This window comes from Candidatus Thiodiazotropha endoloripes (assembly GCF_001708965.1).
Lineage (GTDB): Bacteria > Pseudomonadota > Gammaproteobacteria > Chromatiales > Chromatiaceae > Thiodiazotropha > Thiodiazotropha endoloripes.
Genome location: NZ_LVJW01000003.1, coordinates 838,159 through 856,525 on the forward strand (window position 1 = coordinate 838,159; position 18,367 = coordinate 856,525).

Annotated in this window: 15 protein-coding genes and 1 tRNA gene; 2 read left to right on the plus strand and 14 right to left on the minus strand. The window is 53.3% G+C overall.

All coding sequences use genetic code 11. The features are described from left to right. Positions 1 to 3: 3 nt before the first annotated feature. The 5 genes from A3193_RS03830 to A3193_RS03850 form a co-directional block, all read right to left on the minus strand. On the minus strand, positions 4 to 2,013 hold the full coding sequence (locus tag A3193_RS03830) for a vWA domain-containing protein (protein WP_069004881.1): 2,010 nt from the start codon (positions 2,011 to 2,013) through the stop codon (positions 4 to 6). 24 nt (positions 2,014 to 2,037) lie between these two features. Next, a complete protein-coding gene (locus A3193_RS03835) occupies positions 2,038 to 2,799 on the minus strand; it encodes an SEL1-like repeat protein (RefSeq protein ID WP_069014124.1) in 762 nt (253 codons plus the stop codon). A gap of 279 nt (positions 2,800 to 3,078) precedes the next feature. Further along, positions 3,079 to 3,165: transfer RNA gene (locus A3193_RS03840), tRNA-Leu, on the minus strand. Positions 3,166 to 3,279: 114 nt separating this feature from the next. Continuing rightward, the gene (locus A3193_RS03845) at positions 3,280 to 5,520 is read right to left on the minus strand and encodes a putative bifunctional diguanylate cyclase/phosphodiesterase (protein ID WP_069014125.1); all 2,241 of its coding nucleotides are present in this window, start codon (positions 5,518 to 5,520) and stop codon (positions 3,280 to 3,282) included. Positions 5,521 to 5,552: 32 nt separating this feature from the next. Next, positions 5,553 to 6,422, minus strand: a complete 870-nt coding sequence (locus A3193_RS03850; RefSeq protein ID WP_083218549.1) for an alpha/beta hydrolase — start codon at positions 6,420 to 6,422, stop codon at positions 5,553 to 5,555. Positions 6,423 to 6,584: 162 nt separating this feature from the next. On the opposite strand from A3193_RS03850, the gene queA reads away from it, so the two are divergent. Beyond that, entirely contained in the window at positions 6,585 to 7,622 is a 1,038-nt protein-coding gene (gene queA, locus A3193_RS03855) for a tRNA preQ1(34) S-adenosylmethionine ribosyltransferase-isomerase QueA (protein WP_069014127.1), read from the plus strand. A gap of 267 nt (positions 7,623 to 7,889) precedes the next feature. Then, positions 7,890 to 8,996 (plus strand): tRNA guanosine(34) transglycosylase Tgt, encoded by a 1,107-nt coding sequence (gene tgt, locus A3193_RS03860; protein WP_069004886.1) that lies wholly within the window; start codon positions 7,890 to 7,892, stop codon positions 8,994 to 8,996. A gap of 43 nt (positions 8,997 to 9,039) precedes the next feature. Here tgt and A3193_RS03865 read toward each other — a convergent pair whose 3' ends face one another. The 9 genes from A3193_RS03865 to A3193_RS03905 all read right to left on the minus strand — a co-directional run bounded on the left by A3193_RS03865 (position 9,040) and on the right by A3193_RS03905 (position 18,365). Then, positions 9,040 to 10,014, minus strand: coding sequence for an FAD:protein FMN transferase (locus A3193_RS03865; protein ID WP_069004887.1), 975 nt, complete (start codon positions 10,012 to 10,014; stop codon positions 9,040 to 9,042). Between the two features lie 40 nt (positions 10,015 to 10,054). Continuing rightward, a complete protein-coding gene (locus A3193_RS03870) occupies positions 10,055 to 11,026 on the minus strand; it encodes an AgmX/PglI C-terminal domain-containing protein (RefSeq protein ID WP_069014128.1) in 972 nt (323 codons plus the stop codon). After that, positions 11,023 to 11,529 carry an ExbD/TolR family protein gene (locus A3193_RS03875; protein WP_305781999.1) on the minus strand — a complete coding sequence of 169 codons (507 nt, stop codon included), beginning with the start codon at positions 11,527 to 11,529 and terminating at the stop codon, positions 11,023 to 11,025. Before A3193_RS03875 ends, A3193_RS03870 begins: the two co-directional genes overlap by 4 nt. A 2-nt stretch (positions 11,530 to 11,531) precedes the next feature. Further along, positions 11,532 to 12,050: an ExbD/TolR family protein gene (locus A3193_RS03880; RefSeq protein ID WP_069004890.1), complete on the minus strand. Its 519-nt coding sequence runs from the start codon at positions 12,048 to 12,050 to the stop codon at positions 11,532 to 11,534. Further along, the gene (locus A3193_RS03885; protein ID WP_069004891.1) at positions 12,047 to 12,697 is read right to left on the minus strand and encodes a MotA/TolQ/ExbB proton channel family protein; all 651 of its coding nucleotides are present in this window, start codon (positions 12,695 to 12,697) and stop codon (positions 12,047 to 12,049) included. The genes A3193_RS03880 and A3193_RS03885 overlap by 4 nt, the downstream gene beginning before the upstream one ends. Before the next feature lie 98 nt (positions 12,698 to 12,795). Beyond that, positions 12,796 to 13,077, minus strand: coding sequence for a hypothetical protein (locus A3193_RS03890; protein WP_069005292.1), 282 nt, complete (start codon positions 13,075 to 13,077; stop codon positions 12,796 to 12,798). Between the two features lie 17 nt (positions 13,078 to 13,094). Beyond that, positions 13,095 to 13,715, minus strand: coding sequence for a tetratricopeptide repeat protein (locus A3193_RS03895; RefSeq protein WP_162272458.1), 621 nt, complete (start codon positions 13,713 to 13,715; stop codon positions 13,095 to 13,097). Continuing rightward, entirely contained in the window at positions 13,702 to 16,530 is a 2,829-nt protein-coding gene (locus A3193_RS03900; protein ID WP_083218551.1) for a tetratricopeptide repeat protein, read from the minus strand. The genes A3193_RS03895 and A3193_RS03900 overlap by 14 nt, the downstream gene beginning before the upstream one ends. Beyond that, on the minus strand, positions 16,527 to 18,365 hold the full coding sequence (locus A3193_RS03905) for a tetratricopeptide repeat protein (RefSeq protein ID WP_069014129.1): 1,839 nt from the start codon (positions 18,363 to 18,365) through the stop codon (positions 16,527 to 16,529). The genes A3193_RS03900 and A3193_RS03905 overlap by 4 nt, the downstream gene beginning before the upstream one ends. Positions 18,366 to 18,367 lie beyond the last annotated feature (2 nt).

Below are 18,367 nucleotides of genomic sequence, written 5' to 3' on the forward strand. Positions count from 1 at the left end.
GCCCTAAGGCAACATTTCCAGGCCGATTGGAAATACAGAGTCTCCAGAGACCGGGCCGCCATCCAGCGAGACCCAGAGGTCTGTGTGGTCATGCAGAACCTGGTAGTAGTTGATCTTCTCTTCCAGTCGATTGATAAACTCAATCTGGTCTTTGGCTGGCCAGTCCTGCCAGTGCTCAAGTGAGAGATTCATCACTTCGCCGGTGTAGGGAAGGTCTTCTATATACTCCCGCATGAAACCCATATCGGCCAGATTTCCCTCCCTGGCGCCGGTAGCCCGGGTGGTCGTGCCAAGTTGATCGGGATCACGGGCGATGGTTGCAGCAAGACTCTTCAGGTCGTTGAGAAAGCTGCGTGGTGAGAGCAATCCCTCTTCAGCGGTTATCAGTACCTGTCTCATGATGCTGTGCAGGTCGCTGAGCTGATCACGGGTCAGCAGTACTCTGACATCCAGGGTTTGGCGTTGCGGGTTCTGAATATCCCGGTCCACCAGCCAGGCATTGAAAATACTCGGGATCTGCTGCTTTTCATCCTGTTGCAGGTAGCGCATTCTCAAGGCATATCCGAGTTTGGCCACTTTCGCCTGAAATTGAGCCAGTTGATCATTGTTGGCGTCAGCCTGTTCCATCTCTGTCTGTTTTGCCTGACGCTCTTCTGCCAGCATTTTGCCGGCTGCGGCCATGGCCGCTAATTTAACCTGTTCAGTGATCTGCTGGGCCAGTGCATCTAGCACCCGGCCAAAGCGTTCCACATTGCCTGTCTCTACGCCAAAATAGAAACTGCCGATACCGGGATAGTAGGAGAGGTCACGATAGGTCTCTTCCGCGTCGGCATGATCCGCCATTACGCTGGGGGTCAACAGATGCAGTACAGACAGGGCGATACCTTTGTTCTGCGCCAGACTTCTCAATGCGCTGCTCGATAAGCCGGTTCCGGAGAGTGGGTCACCAGCCTCACGGGGACCCGCATCGGTGATCAATACCACATATCGGGCATCCTGATTCTGCCAATCGATTCCGGCGATGGCTTCATTGACACCGGCATAACTGTCCTCTTTGAAGTCCCGACTGGAGACAGTGGCCGCTTTCAGGGTGGAGACCTGAGAGAAAAAACTGTCGGCGTTCTGGCCCTGTTCAAGATCCACGTAGGTTTCAGTCAGATACTCCAGTCCTGGTGCGGCATCCGGATTGTCACGAAAGGCAACCAGACCAAAGCTCACATCGCCAGTCAGATCCTCTTTGGTTATGGTGTCGTAAATCTTCCTGACAGCTTCCCGGGTTCGATCGATATAGGGATCCATGGAGAGTGTTGAGTCGATCACGAACACCACGGCAGAGCGGAAGGCTTGCCTTTTGGGTTCGCTCTTGGTTGCTGTTGCTTTCTTTTTGGCTGGCTGCTCGATAGGCTGCAGCGGTACGCTGGAGATTTGCAGCATTCTTGCCTGCTCACTACCAATATAGATATCTTCATGGTCACGGATAGGCACCAGGTAGAAGTCCTTGAGGATATCGATATGGGTTCTGGGCTGGATCGCAACCACCGGAGAATCCGCTGTCAGTTCGCCGGTTTCCGCCGCCGTGTAGAGCTCCCGGTAATTGGCTGAGTTCTGATCCTCGATGATCGCTTTCAGGGATTGCTTTTCATTGAAGAGTAGTACCCGGTCACTTCCCAGGGGATCCCTGAATGCAACGGTGAGACCCTGATTCCAGGGTATTGTGTCAATTTCAGGCATCCAGCCTTCAATCATCCCGTGGCGGCTTAATCCAACCTGTATCCAATCGGAACCCTGCTGTTGTTTGCGATCGTAGACGTAGTAGACGGAAAACGGAGCCGTTGTGGAGCCGTTACCCTGTTGGATCTGGCTGAATATCTGTGCACCCGGCTTACTCAGTACCCGTTGAAAGAGTGACTGTTTTCCTTCCATCAGGAGTGGACGTGCCTGGGGAGCGGCGAGGGTGGTTGCAGAGAAGAGTATCGCTGCAATGATGATTGATACCGATTTAAACCATGACATCGGAAGCATCCTGATTAGTGTGGATCATTGCCAGTTCAATAACAGACGCCGGGCAGCCGGATCTCCTGCTTCAGCCTGCTTCTCAATCTCATTGCGCAGTGTCTCGAGACGAAGCTGGGCATCCGGAACCTGTTGTTTCGCTGCTTTGCTGTACCATTTGTAGGCCTGGAAAACATCCGCTTTCTCCAGTAAGGCGTTGCCGGGTTGAAAGTGCCTGGGATCATAGAGGCTGGCCAGTGCAAAAGCGGCCTGACCGTCACCTTCCCGGGCGGCATAGAACAGCAGCAGGTAGGTGTCAGTATGTCGACCCTGCTGACTGAATTGCTCAGATTTTTCCATAATTTCAGTGGAACTCAGCACCAGATCACCACGGCGTATTTCAGCGATCATCTGGCGTGCATCGGTTTGCGATTGGGCCGTGGTGACAGGTTCTGCGGTTTCTGCAGCCGGGGGTGAGGTGAGGGCTGACATATCTGAGCTTTGTGGCTCATCGGGCAGGGTTGCTGCCGGTGCCTCCTCTACTGGGGGCTGGCCAGACAGTGTCTCCTCAGCACTTTGATCTGTTTTGGCGGCCTCGATTCGGTCACGAATCACCGGATCGATCTGAGCCTCATCGATCGGTGGTGCCAATTCGATGGTCTCTTCCGGTGCGAAAATATAGTAGATTCCGACCAGTATCAATGCAGCAATGGCAATCTCAATGGCTACCCTGAGATAGCCTGAGGTGTTGGTGACCTCCAGATCGTCCGGAGTATCTTCAGGTTGTGTTGAATCCGAATTGGTCATACTGCCGTGTTTTTCTAGGTTTCTGGCTGTCGAGCCTCACCGGTGATCGATGAGGACCTGAACTGCTCATTTCACCAGAACGGAGATTTAAAATCTACTCGGGTGGTGAAACAGCCAGAGCTCAAACCGGTGCTTACTGCACAAACTGATTAGAAGCGATTCGTGGACATGATGAGTGTCCAATGAAATTAACACCCAGGTGAGATCAGGCTCGCTGCAGTCTGAAAAAGCGGTCTTAGGTGGACGTGACTTAAGCGTTTGTCCCAGCTGGGAAAGGAGTGGTACCAGAGGCCGGACTCGAACCGGCACGCCCGTGAAGGCAACGGATTTTGAATCCGTCATGTCTACCAATTTCATCACTCTGGCATACAGCGAATATTACCATTTTAACCCGGCCAGCCAAATCACTAAGGACTACATAAGCCATTGATTTTAGGTGGCTGGGCCTGGAAGCGGCACAGTATACCTGGAAATTATGGGTTATGCAGAAAAATTTAAGGCGTGTTTATAGTCCTGTTTTGCGGGGATCTGTGCCTTCGGTTTACCGAAATAGTATCCCTGGCCATAGCGGAATCCAAGCTGTCTCAACTGGGTTGCGGCTGACCGGGTTTCGATCCCTTCTGCCACCAGCAGGTGACCTGATTCGTTGATCATCTGTGCCAGATGATCGAGGATGGGATTGGACTCCGGCTCATCCAGTAACCTGGTCAGGGTGATATCAAACTTGACTACATCCACCGGCATCGTGCCGAGGTAGCGGATTGAGGAGTAGCCGCTGCCAAAGTCATCCAGCGCGATGTGGAACCCCATTGATCTCAGTTTGTTGAGGTTTTTTCGAGCCGTCTCAAGTTGCGTGATCAGTGCGGTTTCAGTGACCTCGATCAGCAGCTTGTATTGACCTGTGTAGGGGATTAATGCTTCCAGCCAATTGGTTAAATCGCTATCGACGATCGTGGGAGCGGATAGATTGATCGATACACCGGAACCGGCGGGTATTTTGTCAGCTTTCAGATCGGCGCAGATTTTCCGGATTACCTGGCGGTCCAGGTCGAGCTCAAGGCTTCTTGCTTCCACCAGCGGGAAGATGTGGGACGGCATGATCAGCTGATCTTCATGAGAGATACGCACCAGGGCCTCATAATACTCGGCGTGCCCGGTTTCCAGGTTGACAATGGGTTGGTAGAACAGCACCAGTCCACGGCCGTTGTCTATGGCATCGAAAACGACGCTCTGGTTACGGTTGGAAAAGAGTCCCTGGGCATGTTGCGCCAGTTCTGCCGAAAAACTGACAATATTCGAATAACCGGGACGTTTTGCAAAGTGGACTGCCACATCCGCTTGCCAGAGCAACGTATTGAGATTTGAATCATCTTCAGTCGAGCTTTGAGCCAGACCGATACTCATTCGCACAGGCTCCAGGATCCCCAGCTTTTCAAACGGGTAGTTTGAAATTGCCAGGTGGCACTGTTTGGCAAGTTGCATCGCCTTACGGTGATTGTCTCCAATCAAAATGGTTGCAAACTCATCGCCGCCCAAGCGAAACAGCTGTTCACGTCCTCGCAACATACTGTTGATGAGTTGAGCGATGGTGATCAGCACATCATCCCCAGCCTGATGACCATAGCTGTCATTGAGCGCCTTGAAGTGATTGATGTCAAACAGCATCAGGAAAGTTTGCAGTTTCTTGCTGCCGGTCAGCTGGCTGATCTCGTTCCAGTAATCGTCGAACGCGCTGCGGTTGAGTACCCCGGTTAGGTTATCCCGCTGGGTCAGATGTTGCAGCTGCTGATTTCTTTCATCGAGAGTGGTATTCACCTGGTTCAACTGATTGTGATAACTGTCGAGAGATTGTCGGATGGTATCCAGTTCGGTAATCAACAAGGGTGCATCCTTGACTGGGTCGAACTTCTTGTAAGGATACTGCTTCAGCTCATTGATATGATAAGTGATGGCCATAATCGGGCGGCTCACAAGCCAGGCGGCCAAGGGGAATATCAGCAGCGTGAGACTCGCCGTGATAGCAGCAAGCCTGAACAGGAAATCGGCCAACTCTGACTGAATGGCTTGACTGTATGGCATGCTGATCAAACGGTAGTGCAGATGTTGTTTGAATTGCTCACTCGAAAGATGCCCCGACTGTTCGATGTCGATGTTGAGTGTTGCCGGATCAGCATTGCTGAAGTGATGTGATTCAATGATCGGCATCAATTGATTGAGTGTGGAAATATAACCCAGTAGCTGGTTGGTCTGTCGATTGACGACTGGTTTGATAACGGTTACAAACGGCTGGTATTCACTGATCTTTATCGTTAGACCCAACTGATCGCTCTGAATGTGATCAGGTAACAGCGAGGTGTCGATCGACGCCAGCACATTACCCTCGGCATCATACAGGGCCAGATCGAGGATGTAGTCGGAGGTAAAGCGGTTTTGTTTGGCCCGGTGACGGTACCAATAGGTATAATAGGTCGGTTGTAGCAGTTGCTGAATTACCTCTTCCCAGCTAGCCAGCTGGACTGCTTTCTGGTCGATGATATTCAGGGATTCAGTCAATGCTGAAGCGACCTCCTGATCTCCCAGTTGTTGGTTGGCGTTGCGGAAACGCTCGTTCAGCTTTTCAATTTCCAGGTAGGTAAGGCGCCCCAGACCAAACAGCAGGAGTAGGAAGACAGCAACAAAAAATGTTGTAAAGAGGCTTAATGGTATCGGTCTGAATCGCATGCCTATGACAACTTATTGATCTTTTTTTCCAATCAAAGCATCTGAATTATGTTATCCAATAGATCAAATTCATGTGAGTGATCAAAAAAATGGTTGGCGCCTTCGACCTCAATTACGTTGGCTTTTAATTCCATGAGTATCGGTTTCCATTCCGGGCTAAGACGATTGTCTCTGCTACCTAAGATAATACTCGGTTTTTTTGATAAACCAAGTAATGCACTGCTGGCACGGGTCTGATCCCAGTTGAGGTAGGAGAGGTAGTGGTCAGGCTGGGATGGATAGCTGTCACAAAAAGCCAGTCGATAGTTATATATGCGATTAGGACCCATAATCAGGTCTTGTTGCGCACGGTGTTTATCCGTTGAGTTCGCTTTTGCAATCGGGCCCTGTGCGAATGTGATAAGACTGATCAATATCGCCTGATTGATGGAATCCTGGTCAGGCTGAGAGTGTAGATAGGCCAAAAGTGTCAAGCTACCCATGCTGTGACCGATCAGGGTGACTGGCTTTGAACTTTTTTCATTTAGCCAATCGACCCATTGGGCCACCTCATCCCGGTCCTGCTCCATGCTGTGGGTATGTATCGCTTCACAGGGCAGGCTCTGATGGCGCTGATCAATGCCCAAGGAGAGATTGGGCAGCAGAACACTATACCCTTCATCGTGTAACGCATCGGCTATTCGTCGTACGGTGAAAAAGTCCCGGGTCTGTAGAAAACCGTGCAGGATCAGGATCGGCGATTTTTCATCTCCCGCATCCAGATAGTCCGCCGTGGCGAGCAGGCCGTTCTGCATGCGCAGTTGGATGGTCTCCGCAGCACAGTAGTGACTGACCAGCAGCAGGAGCGTCAAAAGCAGTTTTGGCAGTGGACGAGCGATCGATTTCAACATTATGGTAAACATCCTTTACCTCCGATCTTTTCCCTTTTTTATAGTCAATTGTCAAATATCTCGGTGAACGGTTATATGAGTGAGGTCAATAAAGTAGAACAAGCAGTCAGACCATCGTTGTGACAAGTCGATAATCGATACATCGAACGCTGCTCGTGTTAACATCCGCGCCCTATGCGTTTGTCAGACTTCGATTACTTTCTGCCGGATGAGCTTATCGCCCAATACCCTCCAGAGGAGCGTGGGTCCAGCCGTCTGTTGGTGCTTCCGCCAAACCAGTCATCGCCTGAGGATCGGCAGTTTTCCGAACTGCCAGGGTTGCTCTCCGCAGGCGATCTGCTGATCTTCAACGATACCCGGGTGATGAAAGCCAGGTTGCATGGTAAAAAGGAGACAGGTGGGCGGGTCGAAGTGCTGATTGAGCGGGTTACCGAGCCCCGCCGGGCTCTCGCTCAGGTGCGGGCGAGTAAATCACCCAAAATCAACAGTAAAATTCTGTTGGATGATGATGCCCGTGTCGAAGTGATCGGTAGGGAGGGGGAGTTTTTTCAACTGCGTGCCCTCGATAGGGATTTCCATGCCTTAATGGATCAACAGGGTCATATGCCGCTACCTCCCTACATAACCCGTCAGGACGAAGGGGTGGATGAGAGCCGATATCAGACCGTATATGCCGAGAAGAGAGGTGCAGTTGCCGCTCCCACGGCAGGTCTCCACTTCTCCAATGAGATGTTGGCAGAGTTGGCGGAAAAGGGTGTCAATCAGGCAACAGTGACCCTGCATGTTGGAGCCGGTACATTTCAACCGGTACGGGTGGATGACCTGGATCAGCATGTGATGCATCGGGAGTATGCGGAGGTTGATCGGGCCGTTTGTGATCTCATTTCCAAGACCAAACAACAGGATGGGCGGGTAATTGCGGTTGGTACAACCAGTGTGCGAAGTCTGGAGTCTGCCGCTCAAACCGGTGTTCTGCAACCCTTTCATGGTGATACCCGGCTGTTCATCCGTCCGGGCTTTCAGTTCAATGTGGTTGACGCCATGATCACCAATTTCCACCTGCCCCAGTCAACCCTGATGATGCTGGTTTCCGCATTTTCCGGATATGAGCGGCTGATGGGTGCTTATCGGCATGCTGTTGAACAGCGTTATCGTTTCTTCAGCTACGGGGATGCGATGTTTCTCACGCCAGGTGAATCATCTTCGGCTTAAATAGTCCGGGTATCATTTGGCAGTGGGTTGGGTAAGAGTCTGAATTCAAGGCAAAAAAAAGCGCGGCAGGGGTGCCGCGCTGAAGTATTCCACCAAAGGAGGATGGAGGAGTGTGTGCTGATGCATAATGATCAGCACATTTGTATTTTCTAATATTATGAGCATTGAAGTCAAGAAACATTAGGGATTTCCCTAATACGAGTTCACAGAACATGACATTTCCTAGCATGATCGGTCGATGATAGGCTTCCAGGATCACTAAGAACGATGAAATTCAGTATCTTCCAGACTGATGGTGCAGCCCGCCGGGGGCAGTTGAGCTTTCCAAGGGGCAGCATTGAGACGCCGGCCTTCATGCCGGTCGGCACCTATGGAACAGTGAAAGCCATGACGCCTGAGGAGTTGGTGGATTTAGGTGCGGAGATCATCCTCGGCAATACCTTCCATTTGATGCTCAGGCCGGGAACCGAGGTCATTCGGGCCCATGGAGATCTGCATGATTTCATGCATTGGCAAAAACCGATACTCACCGATTCCGGAGGATTTCAAGTCTTCAGTCTGGGCGATATGCGCAAGATCACTGAGAAAGGGGTGGATTTCCGCTCTCCTATCGATGGCAGCAAGGTCTTTATGGGGCCTGAAGAGTCGATGCAGGTGCAGCGAAAACTCGGCTCCGACATTGTCATGGTATTCGATGAGTGTACTCCCTATCCGGCGACCGAAGAGGAGGCGAAGCAATCCATGGAGCTCTCCCTTCGCTGGGCCGGGCGCAGCCGGGATGCCCATGGGGATAATCCGTCTGCACTGTTCGGTATCGTTCAGGGGGGGATGTATGAAGGTCTGCGGGAAGCCTCTTTGGAAGGCCTCACACAGATCGGCTTTGACGGCTATGCCGTGGGTGGCCTGTCGGTAGGTGAGCCCCCTGCAGACCGATGGCGGGTACTGGATCATCTCAGCAGTCGGTTGCCCGGGGATAAGCCCCACTATCTGATGGGCGTGGGGACACCGGAGGATATTGTCGAATCGGTCGCCCGCGGTATCGATATGTTCGACTGTGTCATGCCGACCCGCAATGCCCGCAACGGGCATCTGTTTACCCATCAGGGTGCGGTGCGGATACGCCATGCGGCTCATCAATATGACGACAGCCCGGTGGATCCACTTTGTGAGTGCTATACCTGCCGCAACTACAGTCGTTCCTATCTGCGCCATCTGGATAAATGCAACGAGATTCTCGGCGCCAGGCTCAACACCATCCACAATCTTCACTACTACCAGAAGCTGATGCGGGATATTCGCGGGGCAATCGAGAGCGGGCGCTTCGAAGCGTTTCGTAGAGAGTTCTATGAAATGCGCACGGGCGATGGTGCCTAGGGCCTATGGGATTCGTGTGAACAGGCCCTAGGACCTGTTCACACTAATCCAGGTTATCCAATCCTGAGGATGTTAACAGCTCTCCATGCTGGTCGATGATAATCGCTTCCACATCATCAAGTCGGTTGATCAGGGCCATGCCGGCCTCGGCCCCCAGGACAAAAATACTGGTTGACAGGGCATCGGTACGCAGGGCATTTGCACCGAGAATGGTGACGCTCTGAACGTCCTTTGCGGAGTGGCCGGTTTTCGGACTGAGGATGTGGTGATATCGGACGCCATCGGTCTCAAAAAAGCGCTCATAATCACCGGAGGTTGAAACCGCACTGTTGGAGAGGGGGAGCACGGCAGCCATGGCTTGCTTTTTTCTTGGCGCCTGGATGCCGATATGCCAGGGCCTGCCGCGGTGATCACCGATCAGCCGACTGTCACCGCCGGCACTGATCAGGGCATGTTCAATCGCTCTTTCACGTAGCAGTGCAATGCCCCGGTCAACTGCATAGCCTTTGGCGATTCCCCCCAGATCGATCTTCACCCCCTTGCGCAGGAAGCGGACCGTATTGCGCTTGGGATCGAGCTCAATGTGTCGATAGTCGACGAGCGGCAGGGTTTGCCGGGTGCGCTGTTGGTCGGGCTTTTCGCCTGTCCGGTAGTCGTACTGGTGACCGATTGAGGCAAAGGTGATATCGAATGCGCCGCCAGTCAATTCAGCATAGTGGTGGGATTCCTGCAGCAGATGAAACAACTCACTTGAAATATCGATGGCTGACTCTGCCGCCATCCGGTTCACCAGGGTGAGTTCACTGTCGCTTTTGTAGGGACTCAGTTTTTCATCCAGTCGTTTGAACTCATCGAGAACGTCTGCAATTGCCAGCTCACCCAGTGTCGGATCTTCATGCCACAATTCGATGCTTATCCGGGTGCCCATGATGTCGGCCTGCTCACTGAGCCATTCAGCCTGGCTGATGGCCGGTAGCAGCCACCACAGCAGAAGCAGACCCGTTACTATCCTTACCATGGTTTACCGGTTGAGCGGTGTGCCGAGCAACCGGTTTGGCTCAAGAGGGCAGGAAGTCGATCGGATAGGATACAACGGCGGTCTCCACATCCTTACTGGCAAACTTGAACAGTTTGATGCGTGAGACCAACTTGCGTTCCAGTTTCGGATTGTTGAGTTCCGAAGAGATGATCCGGCACTTGCTCACCTTACCTGCTGGGGTGATGGTCAACTCCAGGACGACTTTGCCGCGCAATGAGGGGTCTTTACGCAGTGCCCGATTGTAGAGGGCATAGACGGCCCCTTTGTTCTGGTCAAATACCAGTTGAATCTCTTCCCTGGTTCGATTGCCCTTGTGGTCTTTACCCTTGGCTCCGCGATTGTATGCCGCGGCCTCACTGCCCTGGGTGATATCTTTGCTCTCAACCTGGGTGGTGGCACGGTTGCTCAGACCACTGCCCCCTGTCTCACGACTGAGCGCTGCCGTATTGATACCGCCACTGCCTTTGGTCGCGCCAGAGGAGATGATCGAGCGTTGACTGGTGTAGGTCTTGCGTCCCTCTTTGGAGAGTTTCTGAGCACCACGGACACTCGATACCACCGGATCTTCACGCAGATCGGCCAGTTGATCGGCGAAAGCCAGCAAGCCTGAGCTGGCCGCTTTTTTACGCACCTCTTCCGTCGAGGGCTTTTTCTTCGCGATCTTCTCGACTGGTTTCTTCTCCGGTTCAGGTTTTTTCTTGACCTCCGGCTTCTTCTCCTTTTTAGGCTTCGGTTTGGGCAGCTCCTTTTTGACTATTTTTTTCGGTTTTGGTGGTGGTGCCTGTTTCTGTTCCAGTATCAATCGTGCCAGGCGGGGCGGCAGGGTCTGTTTCTTGAAGCGCTCCTTTTCCGGTAGCTGAATCATAGGAACCAATAGCCCCAGTATCAGCGCAATCATCAGGGCGGATACGATAATCAGATGAAAGCGGCGCTCATCAGCGCTGGTATTGTTCCAGGGCAGATTAGAGGAATGACGGTAAGAGACGCTCACAGGGTCTGCCCTCCCTCTTTCTGCTCTGCTTTTCTAAGCACAGCCAGGGAGACACGGGGATACTCGGATTGAGCACAGGTTGCCATGACCCGCTTCAGTAAGGTGTAGGGAATACCTTTATCACCCATGATGGTGATCGATCCTTTGAAAGGTTCAATGCTACTGTTTTTGGAGCGCTCGGCATGACGTTGCAGTTCGTTCTGCAAGGCCGGCAGCAGGTTACCTTCCGGCAGTGGCTGGGAGAGGTCGATGACCCGATGTCCCTGTACCAGTATCTCTCGCTGGTTGACCATCACCACCAGATTTTCCTTGGGTTTCACTTCCGCCAGTGATTCAGGCAGGCTCAGGGCCTTGGCATTGGGCAAAACCTGGACCTCACCGGAATTGACCAGCAGAAAGAACACCAGGATGGTGAAGATATCCATCAGTGAGACCAGATTCAGAACCGCTGATCCTTTGTTCCTTCGGTGGTGGCGATCCATGCGTTTAGCACGACGCGACATCTTCATGAGGCGTTACCTTCATCCATTTTTGGAGCCTGGGAGGGTGGTGCGTCTCCCAGAGAGATCTCTGGAAAAAGCTCATATTGGACCACCGATCCAGACTCGACATTTTCAGTCATGCGTACAGCATCCATGACTTGAACCATGGTTTCATAGTTGGTTTCCGGTTCAGAGAGAATGAATACACTGCGCTTGTCCTGAAAACGGACTTTGATCTGTACCAGCAGTTCATTCAGTGCCTTCACGTCATATCCATCGGCGTTATTCTGGATACGACGGATCAAGCCTCCCTGTCGGTCGGCAACTTCCAGACTCTCTTTTCGGATGATCACTTCCAACTGAAGCTCTTTGATCTGTTTCAGCGTACCTTCACTGGCAGGCGGCAGATAGAGCTCGATAATGGAAAAGCGGGAAAACGCTGCCGTGATCAGCAGAAAAGGGATCAGGATCACCATCAGATTGAGAAAAGCGGTGATATTCAGCTCCGCTTCTTTGTGATGATGGCGAAACCGGCCTCTCATGCCTTACTCCTGGAGTAGGCCTTCTCGTTGAAGATGTTGAGGAATTTCACAGAGGCCATCTCCAGGCTGTCGACGATGGCTGTGGTTTTACTCTGCAGCAGGGCGTAGACCAGCAGTAGCGGAATCGCTGCCATCAGGCCGAAGGCGGTGGTGTTCATGGCCACCGAAATACTGGCGGACAAAAGGTCGGCCTTCTCTGCCGGATCCGCATTGGAGACCGCGGTAAAGGCCTGGATCAGACCGATGATGGTACCCAGCAGTCCAAGCAGGGTGGCGATATTGGCCAGGGTGCTCAGATAGTGCGTGCGCTTCTCCATCCGCGGGATGGCTTCCATCAAACCCTCTTCCATGGCGACTTCCACATCATCCCGGCGACGGGCTGTGCGTGCCCTGGCCAGGCCATAGGTGAGCATGGTGCCGATGGCAGTCTTCGATTTGTTCGCCGTCTCCATGGCTGTTTTGAAATCCCCGTCATTGAGATGCGGCAGTACCTGCTTCCAGGTGCGTTTGTTACTGCCGGTCGCCAGCGTCAGATAGATCCAACGCTCAATGGCAATGGCGATACCACCTGCAAAAATAAGCAGTATCGGGTACATAAAGAGTCCGCCTTCCTGGAAGAAACGGATGATTGTGTCGATGAGTTCCATAGGGTTCTCCGTTAGTATTCGACGAGGTTTATAAGACCTGATGACAGGTCAAAACAAAATCAGGGTTGTTTGCCATAGGGTGTTCGCAGTCAATATCTTTAGGGCTTTTCACCATATCTCTGATACCAATCGATCTGTCTGCGAAACACATCACGGTCCAGCGGAGAGAGCAGTTCATCCCGCCGGCCGGTTTCCGGTGGCATCATGCCGGTTAATCGTTTTGCGGATCGCCATGGCACCACATAGAGTACGTTGGGCGACTCCTTGTTGCCGAAAATCGCTGTGCCTTCCAGGTCGAGGCGCTGTTCTGCAAGGCAGCCCCAGGAGCTGAGCATCAGCAGGCTCAGCAGTAGAGCGATTAAGCTTGTATGTTTCTTCATCAGCATCCTGGTCACCTCTATTTACCGACCCGGCGTTGCAGGTCGATGATCCAGTTCTCCAACTCTTTGTCTTTGCTGCCCAGCATGGTTTGATACTGCTGATAGTGCTGTAAAGCCTGCTTCGGCTTGGCCAGATAGAGATCGTAGAGAATCCCGAGATTACGATGGGCAAGCAGGTAGTCCGGTTGATGGGACAGGGCAGCCTGATAGGCCTGTTCAGCCTGTTTGAATTTGCCCTGCATTCTCAACGCCACCCCTAGCAGATTGTGCGCAGTTGAACTCTCTTCATCAATTGCCAGGGCCGCATTAAAGGATTGCTCTGCTGCCTGGGGTGTCTGTTCATCGAGTTGAATGATGCCAAGATCGATATGGGGAGCTGTCTGTTTCGGGTACGCTTTGATCAACGTCTGAAGTTCCTGCTTGGCCTGCTCCAGTTTGTTCTTCTTGTAGAGTCGATGGATCGACTGAAGCGCCTTGGTCAGTTGCGGATCCTTGCTTACACTGGGTTGCGTCGTAGCGGCAACGGCGCTGCTGTTGCTCTCATCACTCTGTTGCTGTTGTGGTGTGGTCATACTGCTGCAACCGACTGTCAGCAGAATCAACCCAAGCGTGGCCAGTTGGATTTTAATTGATCGCATCGATCCACCCCTCCCACTTTTCCTGCTTGGCATATCGACCGGGAATCAACTTCGCAAGTTCTGCAAAACTCCTTTTCACCCACTCATCATAGATGCCTTGAGGCGCTCTTTCGATATTCGATTCATAGAGGGTGATCGCCTTCTCTTCGAATGGATAGGCCTGCTCTTCCAGAAGGATCTCATACTGTTCGAGCTCTTCCTCATTCAGCCCTTTGGGGCGCTCGGACGCCATCAATGCGGCACCGAACTGCTGGTAGATTTCACCAATTCGATGGGTGGCCGCCGTGGTCACTTCAGCCACACCATACTCGGCAGCTCTCTTGTAGGCATTGATCGCTTCCTGCATTTTGCTTTTCTTCGATTTCAGACTCTTTTCAATCGGAGCTTTGAGTTTTACCTTACGGAATGCACGACGTGGCGGATCGGCCAACTGAATGCTTGAGGTTGCCGCCAGATAGCGGCTTCGGTCGGTGCGCTGCTTACCGGCTTTGGCATCGACTTTGATGATCTGCCTCATCCACCACTCCCGTTTACCCCACTCACCGCTCTTTTCATAGAGTTCAACCAGACGCTGTCTTGCCTCAAGGGCGGGATCATAGGGATTGGGAAAACGTTTTATGTAGCTTTTGTAGGCGCTGATGGCCTGTTTGTTTTTGCCCGCTTTGTCGTACAGCTCAGCGGCCTGCCAGCCAGCTTCCCGCTGCAACTGTTTATCGCCGCTCTGTTTCGAGATCAAGGCGAGTTGGGAGGCGGCCTTCAGGGACTGCCCGGACTCCATGTAGGCAACAGCCAGTTTACTGTCCACCTCTGGAATCAACTCACTTTTCGGGTAGCGCTTCTTATAGGATTCGAGAATGGTGACCGCACCGGCCCAGTCGCCTGCCGCGATCAGGCTGGCGGCGGCATCATATTCAGCGGTTGCGAGGATGGTGGATGCCGGGGCCAGTGCGGCGATGCGCAGAAACTGTTTGGCGGCACCGCTGTGATCCCCGGTGGCGCGCTGGTCAGATCCCTGTTGATAGATACTGGCAGCCAATCGCTCTTCCAGTTTGCCACGCTGTTTGTCTTTACCTGAGGTCAGTGCAAGTGCCTGTTGGTAGGCCTGTTCGGCTGCCTTGAAATCCTTCTGTTCAAAGGCGGCATGGGCCGCGATGATCCAGGCGGTACGGCGCAGTTTTTTCTCCGCTGCCGGTTTCAGATTGGCGACCTGAAGGGCGGCTCCCCGGGCACGTCCCAGATCCTTCAGATCGAGCAGTTGATCAGCCGCCTCGGTCAGTACCCTGGCGCGACGGGAATCCTGTGGAAAGGCATCGCAAAATTTCAGGGCGCTCTCAACGCCCTGCTTACGCCAGACGTCACCGGGATCCTTAGTCAGCTGCTTCTGTTGTGCCGCATAGGCGAGGAGGGCGGCATAGCCCGCTTCAGCCCGTTTCCCATGGTTGGGAAGTTGATAGGCGCTCTGTTCGTAGGCGGTCACCGCCTGTGGGTAGTTTTTCAACTCAAACAGCAGCTCGCCCAGCAGAAAGCTGATATTGCCTGCTTTGGGATCAGTCGGGAAGTTGTCCAGATAGAGCCGATACCAATGGGCCGCCTGCTGACCCTGCCTGGCCTGCTCAGCGGTGATTGCCTTACTCTTTTTATTGCGGTTTTTCTGTGCCAGTGCGTGGTGGTATTCCGCCAGATCCTTGAGGTAGACCCGCAGCTGCTCACTCAGCCAGGTCTGATCCTCGGAACCGAGTTTTTGCCAGGTGTCACCGGCAACGGCGTAGTGTTGCGTGAAGGCTTTTTTGCTTTCGATGGCCTTGGCTGGGAAACCGTTTTTGGTATAGATCTCCACCACCTCCACCGACAGTCTTGGAGACTGGGGGTGGGCGGGGTTGAGGTTGACGAAAGCCTGGTAGGCATCGGCCGCATCCTGGATCCGTTCCTGTTTCAGATAGAGGTTACCCAGGCCCTGGTAGATCATATATTCATAGTTGCGATGACCGTGGCGATCGAAGTACTGGCTGATCCGCTGGGCGCCCCCCAGTTCGGAAAAGGTCAGGCTGATGACTCTGAGAGTCTCTTTCAGAAGCTCCTGGTCGGCCGGTGAGAGTTTACTGGTATCGATGGCTTGGGTATCACCCAGATTTCTATCGAGCAGCTGGGTGAAGGAGTCCAGGCCCTGTTCCACCTTACGCTGTTTGAAGAGTGACCAGCCATGCTTGAACAGTGAACGGTCATAGTAGGGGGTCTGCTGTTGCTGTTTGAGGATCTCCCCATAGGCCTGTTCCGCGTTGCTGAATCGCTGCTCAACAAAGAAACGTTCGCCTTGTCTGAAACGGGCCTCCTGCCAGTATTCGCTTTGCGGATATTTTCTGATCAGGGTGTCCAGAGTCTGCATCATCGCTGGCATCTCACCCTGTAGTTCGTAGGCTCTGGCCAACTGATAGAGCACCAGATCACTGGCGTTGTAGTCGGGATCGTTTTCCAGCAGTCCCTGATAGAGTTTGATTGACTGATTCAGCTCTTCACCGCTTGGTGCAGGCTCATCCTCGCTCAGCAGTTTGGTCTCGCTGCGTTCCAATTCCAGATCGGCAAGACGGCGGGTGGCTTCACTGTGCAGACGCTGATCCGGATTGAGTTTCAGCAGCGCCCGATAGTTTTCAATCACCTCATCCCGCTCAGACGGGGCGATGGCGCTCTGTTCAATCTTGACCGGCTCTGCCTCAAGATCCGCCAGTGTGGCCTCATTGGGGCCTCCCCCCTTCAATACCGGGGCGGAGCAGCCGTAGGCTGTCAGACTCAACAGGCCGAGGTAGAGAGCGGGTTTCACTGCTGCTGCACTCCTCTGTCCGTGCTGATGTCGAGTAGACTGGCAACCCCGAAGCGCGCCTGGATCAGGTAGTTGTTAACCAGTGTTTTGCGTTGTTCCAGCCTGGCCAATGCCATCTCCTGAAGGTTTTTTGCCTGTTGTCTGCGAAGCGCTGTAACCTGCTCCAGTAATTCGGGAATCTTCTCCTGCAGGCTGTCTATGCGTGTCGACAGATCACCGAATCTGTTTTCTGCCTGCTCTGTTGAGGCCGCCAGCTCCGTCTGCTGGACTTTCACCGACTCGATGTTCTGGGTCAGCGCCTTCATCTGTTTTTTCAGATTCCAGACACGGGTCGGGTGTTCCGTAACGGTCCGCCAGATCAGGATCCCCTCCATCAATTGGGCAATCTCCTTTTGCACCTGGAACTGTTCTGGGGAGGCGGATTGGCTGATCAGAGTGTCGATACGCTGCAGACGTTCGATTAACCTCTTCTCCTCACCCGTTGCCAGAATAAAGGCCGGCTCTTCCTCCGATACCGCTACGTTGTAGTGCGCATCCAGTTCCGCGTGCTGCTGCTCAAGCTGCTTCAGCTTGTCGCCCCTGAGGAAGGCTTCCACCCGGGGAAGCTGCTCTTGATAGGTCTGCTGCTGATTGTCGAGCATGGTGAGATAAGCGGTGATCTTTGTCTGCCACTCCTGCAGGTTTTTTTCCAGTTCCCGCAAGTCCCTGTAGTCCTGAAATCGTTCCTGGAAACGGTTGCCTGTGAGCAGAAACGGCAGCAGGGTATGCAGTTGTTGCTTATCTTCCTGGTTTTCCACCATCAGGCTGTCGGGGAAACCGCCCTGGTTGATCTGCTGTATGATCTGATCGACTGAGCCGAGGCTCTGATCGTAGGTTGTGATGGCGTTCTGATAGGCGTCCAGGGATTGCTGTTCTGCTTTCAGTTGGGCCAGCACATAGGGTATCGCCAGCTTGGCCTCCAAAACGGCTGGATCGCTTGGGTTGCGGTCGGCGAGAAGTTGCCAGGGAGCGAGTGCCTGCTGCTCCTTGCCCTGTTGCAACGATGCCCAGCCAAGCCCGAGCAGGGCCTGATTGCTTGAGGATCCTTTGAGTCGTACTTTTTGCAGCGAATCCTTGGCCGGTTGCGGCTGTTCTGCCTCCAACAGCAGATATCCACGGGTCAGATTGGCCCTGTCCCGTATCGCTTTGATCTCTTCGTTGTCCTGCTCGTTATGGCCATCACCGATGGTTTTGAGGATCTCCAGGGCGGTACCGGACTGTTCACTCTGCAGCAGCGCCAATGCCCGGTTGAAATCACCATACAGCGACCACTCGCTGTCCCCGGAGATTTCCGTCAGCGACTCAACCGCATCCGTTGGTTTGTTCCGTTTCAGTGCGATCAGCCCTTCAAGGTGCTGTTTTTCATCTTTCGCATCGATCGGCTGTTCAGCTCCGATCTGACTCAGTGCCTTGGCGGCGGCGGGATCCTCTCCCCGGCGGTAACGGGATTTGCCCAGCTGCAACCAGGCCTTGTTCTGTATTTTGGGGGTGGCGCTTGTCTTCAGTACCCGGTTGAACAGGTTTTCCGCCGTATCCGGCATGCCATAGGCTAGATAGAGTCCACCAAGCAGCAGCTCGGGTTCATCCGCATAGTTCTGCATCAGTCCCTGCTTTCTTGCCGAGAGCAGACGCACTATGGCTGGGAAGTAAGCCTCCTGGTAGAGTTGGAAGAGTGCCTCACCATAGTGCAGATCACGCAATTCCTGGGGCTCTCCCGGTTTTATCTCCGCGCTTGCGGTGATCGGGAGGGCCAGGCAGGTCGTGAGGAGCAGACGGGGTATCAGACCGTGTGGCACCT